This window comes from Alicyclobacillus hesperidum subsp. aegles (assembly GCF_027923525.1).
GTDB classification, from domain to species: Bacteria; Bacillota; Bacilli; order Alicyclobacillales; family Alicyclobacillaceae; genus Alicyclobacillus; species Alicyclobacillus aegles.
The window spans coordinates 17,252-28,457 of the sequence record NZ_BSBJ01000075.1 but is presented as its reverse complement, the minus strand read 5'-3'; the positions used below and the strand labels follow the sequence as shown (position 1 = coordinate 28,457).

At 50.3% G+C, this 11,206-nt stretch carries 9 protein-coding genes and 4 pseudogenes; 5 read left to right on the top strand and 8 right to left on the bottom strand.

Features of this window, described 5'->3' with window-relative positions; genetic code table 11:
- The coding region (locus tag QMF38_RS14720) for a transposase (protein WP_281759893.1) at positions 1-612 on the top strand (612 nt) is incomplete at its 5' end.
- Positions 613-938: 326 nt separating this feature from the next.
- Here the strand turns inward: QMF38_RS14720 and QMF38_RS14715 are convergent.
- From QMF38_RS14715 to istA, 5 genes and pseudogenes are all read right to left on the bottom strand, one after another.
- Positions 939-1,160, bottom strand: coding sequence for a hypothetical protein (locus QMF38_RS14715; protein WP_281759892.1), 222 nt, complete (start codon positions 1,158-1,160; stop codon positions 939-941).
- A complete protein-coding gene (locus QMF38_RS14925) occupies positions 1,130-1,603 on the bottom strand; it encodes an IS3 family transposase (protein ID WP_390854782.1) in 474 nt (157 codons plus the stop codon). Before QMF38_RS14925 ends, QMF38_RS14715 begins: the two co-directional genes overlap by 31 nt.
- Positions 1,497-1,937 (bottom strand): transposase, encoded by a 441-nt coding sequence (locus tag QMF38_RS14710; RefSeq protein ID WP_281759891.1) that lies wholly within the window; start codon positions 1,935-1,937, stop codon positions 1,497-1,499. The genes QMF38_RS14925 and QMF38_RS14710 overlap by 107 nt, the downstream gene beginning before the upstream one ends.
- 295 nt (positions 1,938-2,232) lie before the next feature.
- Positions 2,233-2,991, bottom strand: coding sequence for an IS21-like element helper ATPase IstB (gene istB / locus QMF38_RS14705; RefSeq protein ID WP_281759890.1), 759 nt, complete (start codon positions 2,989-2,991; stop codon positions 2,233-2,235).
- Positions 2,992-3,065: 74 nt separating this feature from the next.
- Positions 3,066-4,617, bottom strand: a pseudogene (gene istA, locus QMF38_RS14700) (IS21 family transposase).
- Between the two features lie 498 nt (positions 4,618-5,115).
- Here istA and QMF38_RS14695 point away from each other — a divergent pair.
- Positions 5,116-5,379: pseudogene (locus QMF38_RS14695) on the top strand (ATP-binding protein); the annotation flags it as partial.
- A 134-nt stretch (positions 5,380-5,513) separates the two neighbouring features.
- Here QMF38_RS14695 and QMF38_RS14690 read toward each other — a convergent pair.
- Complete coding sequence (locus QMF38_RS14690) at positions 5,514-6,524, bottom strand: LacI family DNA-binding transcriptional regulator (RefSeq protein ID WP_281759889.1); 1,011 nt, start codon at positions 6,522-6,524, stop codon at positions 5,514-5,516.
- A 29-nt stretch (positions 6,525-6,553) separates the two neighbouring features.
- On the opposite strand from QMF38_RS14690, the gene QMF38_RS14920 reads away from it, so the two are divergent.
- Complete coding sequence (locus QMF38_RS14920) at positions 6,554-6,871, top strand: transposase (protein ID WP_390854779.1); 318 nt, start codon at positions 6,554-6,556, stop codon at positions 6,869-6,871.
- A gap of 376 nt (positions 6,872-7,247) precedes the next feature.
- On the opposite strand, the pseudogene QMF38_RS14950 reads toward QMF38_RS14920, so the two are convergent.
- Both QMF38_RS14950 and QMF38_RS14685 read right to left on the bottom strand, forming a co-directional pair.
- Positions 7,248-7,586: pseudogene (locus tag QMF38_RS14950) on the bottom strand (transposase); the annotation flags it as partial.
- Positions 7,574-8,323, bottom strand: a pseudogene (locus QMF38_RS14685) (IS256 family transposase); the annotation flags it as partial. The pseudogenes QMF38_RS14685 and QMF38_RS14950, both read right to left, overlap by 13 nt.
- Before the next feature lie 355 nt (positions 8,324-8,678).
- Here QMF38_RS14685 and QMF38_RS14680 point away from each other — a divergent pair.
- Together QMF38_RS14680 and QMF38_RS14675 are read left to right on the top strand one after the other, a co-directional pair.
- Positions 8,679-10,160: a sugar ABC transporter ATP-binding protein gene (locus QMF38_RS14680; protein WP_281759888.1), complete on the top strand. Its 1,482-nt coding sequence runs from the start codon at positions 8,679-8,681 to the stop codon at positions 10,158-10,160.
- Between the two features lie 16 nt (positions 10,161-10,176).
- Positions 10,177-11,187: an ABC transporter permease gene (locus QMF38_RS14675; RefSeq protein WP_281759887.1), complete on the top strand. Its 1,011-nt coding sequence runs from the start codon at positions 10,177-10,179 to the stop codon at positions 11,185-11,187.
- Positions 11,188-11,206 lie beyond the last annotated feature (19 nt).

The window sequence follows — 11,206 nt, the reverse complement described above, 5'->3', positions numbered from 1 at the left end:
CCGCATCTAGAACAGGTTCGGGAGCGTTTGGGTGTGGCTCCCAAGGCTGTCATTGCAGACGCAGGATACGGGAGTGAAGAGAACTATACATACCTTGAGCAACAGCAAATCACTGCGTACGTGAAATACAACACTTATCACAACGAGCGGACGAAGCGGTGGAAAGCAGACATCAGTCGGTATGAGAACTGGGAATACGACGAAGAACGAGATGAGTACATCTGTGCAGCGGACCAACGATTGACCTTTCGATACGAAGGATACGAGAAGACTGAGACTGGATACCGAGTGAAGAAAAGATATTACAGATGTGACACCTGTAGAACATGCCCGATACGAGCCCAGTGCACAAAAGGGTTGGGTAACCGACAAATTGGCGTAAGTCGCGAGCTCCAAAGATACAAACAAATGACAAGGGAACGTCTGTCAAGTGAGGAAGGCCGAGAACTCTCAGTCAGACGTATGGTGGAGGTTAAGAGCGTGTTTGGGCAACTAAAAGCCAATCGCGGGTTCCGCAGATTTCACCTGCGGGGCTTATTTAAGACGCACATTGAAGTGGGGCTCGTAAGTTTAGCCCACAATCTGATGAAGAAGGCGGCCTTATCCGCGTAGGAGGAGCTACCTTGCAAGCACAGAACGCAAAAAAAGACAACTAAACACAAAAGGGGCTGTCCCCTTCCCCCATCTTACAATGGGTTTTGGGACAGCCCCCTGTTATGGATGATACGACGCGCACAGAGTTGGGCTTTGAGACTTACGGTGATCCTGGTATTGAGTCAATACAATGGACATATCAAAATCGAGGATGTACAAGATTTCCTGCTCGCCTTGGCCGTGCTTGACATGGAGCCTCTGCGGGCATGATGTCGCGTTTGACCGCAGCCGAACCACGCTTGCCCTTTGCAGACCAGCCAGGCTATCATGCCCGCTTCTCCACGTCAAGCACTCACTTGGCAATGTGCACCGGCACCTTTCAACCGCTCCTCGAAGTATTGGCGCTCGACGCCATCGGGCGTCCGATAGCCAACTACACCGTGGATCCGTTGTCGGTTGTACCAGATTTCGATGTACTCGATCCGAATGGTGAAGAACGACTCCGCCGGTTGCTGCCCGTGTTTGTGCGCTTGTTTCAGCGCGCGGATGCAGAGCTCTTTGGACATCCTCGCACCTGCGCTCCAACCCACAATCTTACGGCTGTCAGATCTTCAACGCTGGCAAGATACACCCATCCTTCATCTGTCGGAATGTACGTGATGTCTGCCATATAGACCTGTCCTAGCCGTTCTGACACAAAGCGTTGATTGAGAACGTCCTCATGCACTGGGTGAGGATGCTTCGAATCGGTTGTCGCTTTGTACTTGCGTACGGTACGACTCCGAAGCCCGTGCTCCCGTATGAGACGTGCCACTATCTTTTGTGCGACGCGTTCCCCGTCCCGGCCTAGGAACGCTGTGATTTTTGGACTCCCATACAATCGACGAGATTGCAGGAACGGCTCATGAATGCGACGAATCCGTCGCTTTCTGCGCTTGGAGTGAAGACTTTCCGGCCGTTCGCGCCATACGTAATAGTCGCTCCGAGATACACTGAGGACTTTGCACATCTTCTGAACCGGAAGTTCGGAGCGGTGCTCGTGGATCCAGGCATACACTACTTCCGGACGTTGCTGAAGATGCGCATGGCTTTTTTAGGATTTCATTCTCCTCTCGCAATTGGCGATTTTCTCGCTCCAGATCGCGCATCGCTTTCACTTCCGGTCTCAGCTTCCCGCCTCCGACGAATGGGATCTCAGGATCGTCGCGATACTTCGCGATCCACTCATACAGACTCTTCACGGATATCCCGAGAGCGCGTGCGATCTCACTTGCCGGCTCGTGCCCTTCCAAAGCGAGTTGAACAGCATGCAGCTTAAAGTCGTTGTCGTACTTTTGTGTCACGTGGCTCACCTCGAATCGACTTATTCTTACATTCTCGATTTTGATATGTCCATTGTATTGACTCAATACCACTGAAATAGCCTGACTGGATAGAGATGATGATGGCAAACTCAAGGTGTGGATGTTGGGAAATGGCGAAGAATCTGAACAACACCATGGACAAAACGTACTTTGTGCTTATTCCGATGCATTTGGACACCTAATCCGATAACTCTTGGACACCCAGTCCAATAACTTTTGGACACTCGTTCCGATAAGTCTTGGACAGACAGATGGTCCGCCGTGCAGCTATTGCTTATTTACCGATTTTTTCGGCCTGTGGCAAGCCATTTCTCAATTTTCGCATGGATTCGCCCTTCAGCAGGAGCTTGTGGGCGTTGTGGACAAGGCGGTCCAGCACAGCGTCCGCGACGGTGGGATCAGCGAACGTACCGTACCACGCCTCTATTGGCAGCTGGCTTGCCACACACGTCGAATGGGCGGATGTTCGGTCGTCCAGAATGTCGAGCAGCTCTCTTCCCTCTGGCGCGCTCATCGGTGCGAGTCCCCAGTCGTCCAGAATGAGAAGGTCTGCACTGGCCAGTTGCCGTGCCAGACGTGAGTAGCTCCCGTCTGCCTTGGCTACGGCGATGTCTTGGAGCAGTCTGGACAGCCGATAGTATCGTACGCGGTATCCCTGACGGCAGGCTGCTGTTCCCAATGCGCAGACGAGGAACGTCTTTCCGACACCCGTCGGGCCGCAGACAATGAGGTTTTGGCGGCCCGTAATCCACTGTCCTGTAACTAGGTGGCGAACAACGGACGCCTCCAGTCCACGGGCCACAGTGTAGTCGATCTCCTCCGGTGCGGCGTTGACTTTCAGGTGTGCCTCCCGAAGCAGACGAACGAGTTGACGGTTGTGCCGTTCTGTGCGTTCGTGGTCGACCAGGAGCCCGAATCGTTCGTCGAACGATAGATCGTTCATATGCGGGTCCTGGATTTGGCGCGTGTACGCCTCTGCCATGGCCGTCAAGCGGAGTTCCCTCAGGTGCTCAAGGGTTTGGTTTTGCAACATGCTTGATCCCTCCTCGTTTTTGGTATGGTTATGAGAAGGCGAATGGGGCGGAGGTGAAGCCGCCCCGTGCCGACTCAGTGAATGAGACCGCTCTTCGTCACTGACGCGTCGGAGTAATAGCCTGCACCGCGCAGATTTTCATGTGTCGGGGCAGGCGGAGCCTGGGATTCGGATGACGGCAGCGCCAGGTGATCCAGCCCCTTGTGCAGAATGGATTTCACGCTCCTGTAGGAGATGGCCCCGATTGTGACGGCTCTTAACATCGCTGCCTCCAGCCGCTCGTTTGAATACTGCTTGGCAAGGTGCAGCAATCCCAAGCAGGCCCGGTACCCCTGCTCTGGATGCCTTTTGGATTCCAGCAACCTCGCAACGAAAATGCCGGTGCTGGGGCCGACGCCTTCAGCCCAGGCTATGAGCTTTGAAGGGGTCCATTCGGCGTGAGCCTGGTGCGCCTTGGGACGGTGCAACGACTCTGTAACGTGCTGGCCCTTTCGAAACACGCGGGCGTGACTGGCGACGCGCCTGCCCTTGTGGAATGCTTCCACAACGTTTTGCGTGATCCGGACGTCGAGCTGTTGACCAACGAGTGTGTACGGAACGCTGTAATAGCTCCCATAGACGGCGATGTGGTAGTCTATGTTTACCCTTGCAGTTCGCCAAACAGCGAATTCGTAGGGGCGCGGTGGAAGGGGGCGGAGGGCCGGCTTGTCCAGGGTCTCAAATAGGGACTTGCGTGAGCCCTCCAGCTTCTGAAACGGTTTCTCGTTCAATTTGACGAGTAATTCGCGAATCGCCTCGTTGACCTCCGCCAAGCTGAAGAATGTCCGCTTCCGGAGCACAGCCAAAATCCAGTGCTCCACCAGCAGCACGGAAGCTTCGGCTTTGGCTTTGTCCTTTGGTCTCCGCGGCCGAGCGGGCAGAACGGCGCATCCGTAGTGGCTCGCCATCTCGGTGTACGTGCGGTTAAGGCCTGGTTCATAGCGGTCCGCATGCCGCACCCCCGCTTTGAGATTGTCTGGGACAACCAGTTCCGGTACTCCGCCGAAGAATTCAAACGCACGCACGTGCCCGCCGATGAACGAACCGAGGTCCTGGGACCATTGGGCTTCTGCATACGCATAGCCACTGGCACCTAGTACTGCCACGAAGACCTGCGTCTGGCGAACCTCGCCCGTGTCACGGTCGACAACGCCGATGGTAGGCCCGGCGTAGTCCACAAACATCTTCTCGCCTGCGCGATGCTCCTGACGCATACACAGGTTGAGGGTCTTGGTCCACTGTCGATATCGTTCGCAGAACCGGCTGTACTGCAGGCCGTCCGGGTGGGCAGCCTTGTACTCAACCCACAGCAGCAGTAAGGCGACGCCCTTGCGGCGCAACTCTTTGTGAATCTGACTCCAGTCCGGCTCATGGACACTGGCAGGTCGTCCCGAGGGAGACGGGAACAGACGCGCCTCCAGCAGCGCCTCGTCGTCGAATTCGCTTGGCAGTGGCCAAGATAGGCCAACTGCCTTGACGCGTCCGAGCACGCTGGTGACGGTGCTTGGGGAAATACCGAGACTGCGGGCAATGGCACGACCGCTGAGTCTCCGTATCTAACCGTAAAATCTCTCGAACCCTTGGCATGGCGGTCCTCCAATCTCGCATGGGCATCGACTCCTTCTCCTGGGATACGACAATATCCGCCACGAGGAGAGTCAATCCCTGCCGTGTGAACTGGAAGCTACCGGGGGCCAATGCCTGTCCAAGAGTTTTCGGAATCGGTGTTCAAAAGTTTTCGGAATGGGTGATCGAGAGTTTCTGGAATCAGTGATCGAGGCTTGTCGGAATTGGTGATCGAAAGTTTCCGTAATACGCACTTTGAAAAGCTTGGTCTGAAGAGTTTGCAGGAGAGGTACTTGCAACTTCGTAGTGTTTCAGTGAACCGCCATATGTGAACCCGCATGTACGGTGGTGTGAGAGGTCGGGGGCTAGCCGCCCCCTCCTACTCGGTTCAAGCGCTCGTGACAAATCGCTCAAGTACCGGTAGAAGCGGATGTGGCGACGTCCCAATCAAGGTGTGGTTGGGTCGATGGTTCCAAGCCAGGGCCCCGCGCCGGTTCTACTGGAGCTACAAAAGGTGGACTGATCATTCTAGACGAAATGGGATTCTCGCCCTTTCACAAAGATGGGGCGAACCGCTGTACCACGTGATCCTCCGATTGCTACGAACAGCGAAGCGTGATTGTGACGTCGAACCTTTAATTTGGGAAGTGGAACACGGTGTTCGGGGACGCCAGGCTTACCGCCGGATTGGTAGACCACCTCGTACACGGTACCCACTTACTGGCATACGCGGGCGAGAGTTATCGTTTGAAGTATGAGTCGTCTGAATCGAAGTCGTCGTAATCTTCCGTAATGCAGTGCCTATGCTTAAATCCGTGCCGTTTCTCTGCACTTTTTGCTCACGAAAAACACGTAGTGCAGTGACCTTGATCAAGCAAATGGTTTGTAAAATTGCACAAGCGGAGAACAACAGTAACTTAGGGACTTAGTCGAGCCACTGAATTACCTAACCGAATTTCTGTGGGAAGGATTACAGTTTCGGTTGCAAAGTTACCATTTACATCCAGCTGATCCATTAGTAATCTTGCTGCAGTGATTCCAATTGCAGTTGGGTTTTGGATTACGGTTGTCAACTTAGGACTAATCAATTCTTGAAAAAGAATATTCCCAAAACAGATCACAGAAACGTCAGATGGCACGGAAAGGTTTAATTCACGTAGGGCTATAAGGCACCCTACTGCAATGACATTATTTGCGCAGAAGATTGCAGTAGGAGGCTCGTGTTTTCCCGAGAATAATGACTTTGTAGATGTGTATCCAGTAACAGTATCGAACTTCCCAAGCTTTATTATTGACTCGTCTACTTCAATTTGCGCATCAGTCAGGGCTCGTAAATATCCAGATCCACGGGCCTTAACGGTCGAGATATCCATACTGCTATTAATAAGCGCAATTCGGCGATGACCCATGATGATAAGATGATTGACCAATTCGTATGAACTAACCTCATTTTCTTCAACCACAGTAGATACTTCTAAATCCTCGAGCTTACGGTCAACGATAACTATTGGAGTTTTCTCACGTATGAATTCTGACAGTGTTTCGGAAGCCTTGCTGCGGCTTGGCGCAATTACGATGCCATCGACTCGTTTTTCGAACATAAGATTGAGCAAGGATATTTCCTTTTGTGGGTCGTCGTTGGAGTTGCCTAGGATAATATTGTACCCGTTATCATGCGCGCTATGTTCGACTTCAGCGATAATAGAGCTAAAATACGGATTGGGTATATCGGGAACTATTAACCCGATGGTCTTTGTACGTGCTCCACGCAGGCTTTTTGCAACACCGTTTGGACGGTAATTTAACTTCTGAATTGCCTCGAGAACACGCTGTTTTGTCTCATCAGTGACGAAGTAATTCCCATTGATAACCCTAGAAACAGTTGCTATAGAAACGCCAGCAACCCTAGCAACTTCTTGCAAAGACATACTTAACCCCCCTAGTATATTAATGTCACGTGCTCCCAAAGAGCTTTGAGATAAGATTCTTTCTCGTAGTGGTCGGGGTATTACGAATCCCCCCTCGGTCCGGTTCTGGCTACTGCGCCCCTTGGGGGAAATTGGTGATATCTCCGGATTTCCGACTGGCGCAAAACTCGGCATTCGCTGGGATTGACCCTACGGTGCAAAGTTCAGGCGAATTTACCGAAGCACGCAATCGAATGTCCAAACGAGGCTCACCCTATTTACGACGGGCAATTTGGCTTGCCGCAAATGTTGCCAGAATACTCAACCCAATCCTCAAGGACTTTTGCGAACAGAAGCGGGCTAGATAAACATCCTCTAGCTGCAACGGGCGTTGTAGCCGAATTGACATACATCATTCATGCCGTTTTGCGGGACAAGAAGCCATACGAACCAATCGCATAGGATAGTGTATTAAACTGAAAATGCAAATCGTATATGTCCCTGACATGCTTATATAGGTGCGCCCAAAAATCACTTCCCTTCATGGTTCCTAGAACTAAATTGAGTGCTTGACATCAGATAGGCTGGTCTTATGTACGTCCAGTCCGAATTTGTGTATGAATTGCCCCTACATGTAGAATGTGCTGAGTTTCGACGTGTCTCCTTTAACGGCTTTGCCTCGGCGGCAAATCAAATATGCCCCGTCGTCGCCGGTTGATGATAAGGAGCGAAGGGACAAAGCCTTCACCTGCGGTGTTCACCGCACCACAGCTCCCCCGGTTGTCCCTGTAGCGTATGCACCTTTGCGGTTTGCGCGGATGATGCTTGCTGTTCTTTCCATGCCCAATATGCCTCCATATCGAGACATCTGCGCCCTGTTGTCCATGCTTCGTCTATCTCCATGAGTAAAACACCGATCAGGCGAATGGCTGATTCGCGGTTCGCGAAGATGTCGATTACGCGTTCACGTCTGCGAATCTCTTCGTTTAGCCGTTCCACGCCATTGGTTGTCCGTAAACGTCGACGAGTTTTTCCCTGGAGTCCCAGTACAGTTGTCACATCATCGAACCCTTCTTCCAGCACCCGGTGCACCCCTGAGATTCCGTCTGCAGTGCTCGTACAGCCGCTGTGGCTGTCCGAGACAACCACATCCACGCCCGCAGATCCCGAGACTTTAGCCGGGAGAAGAACTCTCTCCAACTGGCCTCCGATTCACTGTCACACAGCATCAAGCCAAGAATCTCACGATCCCCCTCTTCATTGATGCCCTTTGCCACCATCGCAGTATGATGGAGTATACGATGATCCTCTCGAATACTGAGGACTAACGCATCGGCGAGCACAAATGAATACCGATTTTCACGAAGGTTGCGGTGGTTCCATCCTTCGACGATTGGGTCTAGTCGCTTGCAAAGCTCGGATACCGTCGACCTGGAGAACCCGTCCAGCACAACTCCTCCGTGACCTGAGTGATTTTTCGCGTGGAGACGCCGTTTATCACCAGTTCAATCAGGGCCAACACAAGAGCTTACTCGCTGTGTTGATACCGGGCAAACATTTCTGTCGAGAATTCACCGTTGCGAATCCGGGGCACGCGTAGAACAAGTCGACCGATTCTGGTTGTCAAGGTATGAGGGATTCGTACCGTTGCGATGGCCCCTGCGTTCAGCTGAACGCTCATACGGCTCCGCTTTCAACTGCTCGGCCATCTGAGCCTGCAAGACTTGATTGAGCACCCGCTCGACAAGCTTCGCCACACCACTATCCTGTAAAAACAGACCTTTCAAAAATTCATCATTGAGCCATATTCGTTCCCTCATGGTTAGTGGTTTCTCTCAATCCCACATTGTACCATAGAGGGTAGAGATGGCTCATCTTTTGTACATCACATGCGTCATTCCAATTTACACAGCGTACTGGACTCAATTCTTATGTAATCGTTATCTTAAACGTAAAAAGAAAAAAAGCAATGGTTTAAAGATGAGGCTTCAGCTAACAGTGCTCAAAACTCCCGCAAACGTACTCTTAGGAATGCCTGATCAGGATTGCCTGATTAGTACTACGACCCCTTTTCCGGAAAGGGAATTTTAATTTCAGAGTGATATTGACATTTCAGAATGACGTGATAAAGTTAATGGCAAGTAAGCGTTTACTTAATCAAAGGGGGGTAATACGTTGCTTGAGTTGCAGCATGTAACGAAAACCTTCTCGGGGAATAGGGTGCTCGATGATGTTAGTTTTACAGCTTATCCAGGCGAGGTGCATGCCCTAGTTGGGCAAAATGGAGCTGGGAAAAGTACTTTAATGAAAATTTTGGCTGGGGCATATACTGCCGATCAGGGTGAAATTTTGGTCGATGGGGATAAAATCCATATAGAATCCCCGCGCGATGCGGAGGTCAATGGGATCTCAATCGTATATCAGGATTTGAGTTTATTCCCGCATCTTACAGTTGCGGACAATATAGTATTCGGGCGGGAGCCGGAGGGGCGTTTGCATCTCCTTGATGAGAGAAGGGCACTTACAATTGCAGAGAATGCTTTAGCTCGGCTGAAAGTGAATATTGATCCGAAGAGAAGGATAGGCACCCTGAATGCGAGTGAGCAACAAATATGTGAAATTGCTAAGGTAATATCTCGGCAACCAAAGATAGTCATTCTGGATGAACCAACTGCCTCGCTTACGAAGGCAGAAACGAGGGCTTTATTTGATGTGATGAAAGCCATGAAGCATGAGGGGCTGACGTTAATCTTCATAAGTCATCATATGGAGGAAATATTTGAGATTGCGGATCGTTGCACAGTGTTGCGCGATGGACGTGTTGTCTATACGGGAGCGGTGTCGGGCATTGACGAACGCGGAATTGTAGGTCTTATGGTGGGACACAATATTGGTGAATTTTACCCTAAGAGAGGTGGTGAGTGTAGTGATGTGGTAGCGTTGAAGTTAGAGGGGTTTGGCAGAGATGGTATTGGCCCAATCGATATGGAGGTTAGATACGGGGAGATACTAGGTATTGCGGGTTTGGTGGGGTCAGGTAGGACTGAACTTGCCAGAATGATATTCGGTGCCGATAGGTACCAATTTGGAACTATCAAAATTGCTGGCGAACATGTCAAGATAAATGCTCCAGAAGACGCGATTCGTTTTGGAGTTTCTCTTGTGACTGAAGATCGCCGGATTGATGGATTAAATTTGGGTATGCCGATTCGATTTAACATTACTCTACCTAGCGTAATCTCGAGAAAACGTTCTCTTTCGAAATTGGAATTTATTCGCAAACGGCATGAAACGGAGCTTGCCACGCGGATTTCAGAGATGGTAAGAGTGAAATGTTGGTCTATTGAGCAACCTGTCAGTACCTTAAGTGGAGGGAACCAGCAAAAGGTGTCCATTGGCAAGTGGGTTGCGACGAACTCTAAAATATATATCTTTGATGAGCCAACTAAGGGAATTGATGTTGCCTCGAAGGCTGAGATTTATAAATTGATAAACCAATTGGCCGATGAGGGGGCTGCCGTAATTGTGATATCGTCCTACAACCCAGAGTTAATAGGTATTTGTAACAGAATACTTGTTATGTCAAGAGGTAGGATTGTCAAGGAATTAGATAATCAGGCCACTGAAAGCGATATCCTATTTGCTGAGTCGTTGTGATAAGGGAGTGAATGTTATGGATAATTCGGTCCTAACTAAGGCTTCGAGTGCAGATAAGGCTGTAAGAACAGTTAATCATAGGCGTGGAAGCGCTATCAGGGAGTTGTTAAATGCTTCGCTTGTTGGTGCAGGGTTAATCATTTTGATAGTGGTATTTGCAATTTCCTCACCGGCTTTTCTTACGACATCAAACATATTTCAAATACTTCAACAAGTTTCGGTTGTTGGTATTCTTGCTGTTGGGCAGGCTTTTGTAATAATTACTGCAGGTATCGACATGTCTCAGGGGGCGGTCATTGATCTGGTCGGCATCGTGGCGGCAATGATCATGGCAACACATCATCCTCTATGGATGGCAATTGTAATCGGTATCGTAATAGGTATGTTAGTTGGGTTAGTCAACGGTTTGCTTATTGCACGCATAAATATTCCGCCGTTTATAGCAACATTAGGAACCATGAGTATTGCCTCAGGAATGGCTCTCATCATACCGAATGGTCAGCCTGTATTTGGCATTCCCTCGGGTTTCTACGGGTTTGGCAATGGTGGCCTAGGGAAGATTATACCGAATATTGCATTGGTTATGATTATCCTGGCAGTGGTCTTTCACATTGTGCTGAGTCGCACTAGATTTGGGCGTTACACGTATGCTGTCGGAAGTAATCCTTTGGCTGCTCGTCTTTCCGGGCTGAAAGTTAAACGACATCTTGTATGGGTCTATGTACTGAGTGGTGCGTTGGCCGCGATAGGCGGTATCGTTATGGTATCCTGGGTTAATTCGGCTATGCCTGATATGGGTACTAATTATCAATTGAACTCTATAGCTGCAGTAGTGATTGGTGGCGGAAGTTTATTTGGAGGCGAAGGAACGGTCTGGGGAAGTATGATTGGAGCTCTACTAATGTCTGTATTATCAAATGGATCCCAGTTGGTTGGGATTTCATCATACTGGCAGAGCGTGCTACTTGGTCTCGTGGTGATTTTGGCTGTATTTATTGATGGGTTCCGCCGGCGTTCTAATAGTTGAGCCCGGAGAACTAAATAAA

Bases quoted from the DNA above. Each gene is read 5' to 3' on its own strand.
- QMF38_RS14715 (WP_281759892.1), bottom strand. From the start codon at position 1,160: ATGTCCAAAGAGCTCTGCATCCGCGCGCTGAAACAAGCGCACAAACAC.
- QMF38_RS14925 (WP_390854782.1), bottom strand. From the start codon at position 1,603: ATGTGCAAAGTCCTCAGTGTATCTCGGAGCGACTATTACGTATGGCGC.
- istB (WP_281759890.1), bottom strand. From the start codon at position 2,991: ATGTTGCAAAACCAAACCCTTGAGCACCTGAGGGAACTCCGCTTGACG.
- QMF38_RS14690 (WP_281759889.1), bottom strand. From the start codon at position 6,524: ATGTCTTTGCAAGAAGTTGCTAGGGTTGCTGGCGTTTCTATAGCAACT.
- QMF38_RS14675 (WP_281759887.1), top strand. From the start codon at position 10,177: ATGGATAATTCGGTCCTAACTAAGGCTTCGAGTGCAGATAAGGCTGTA.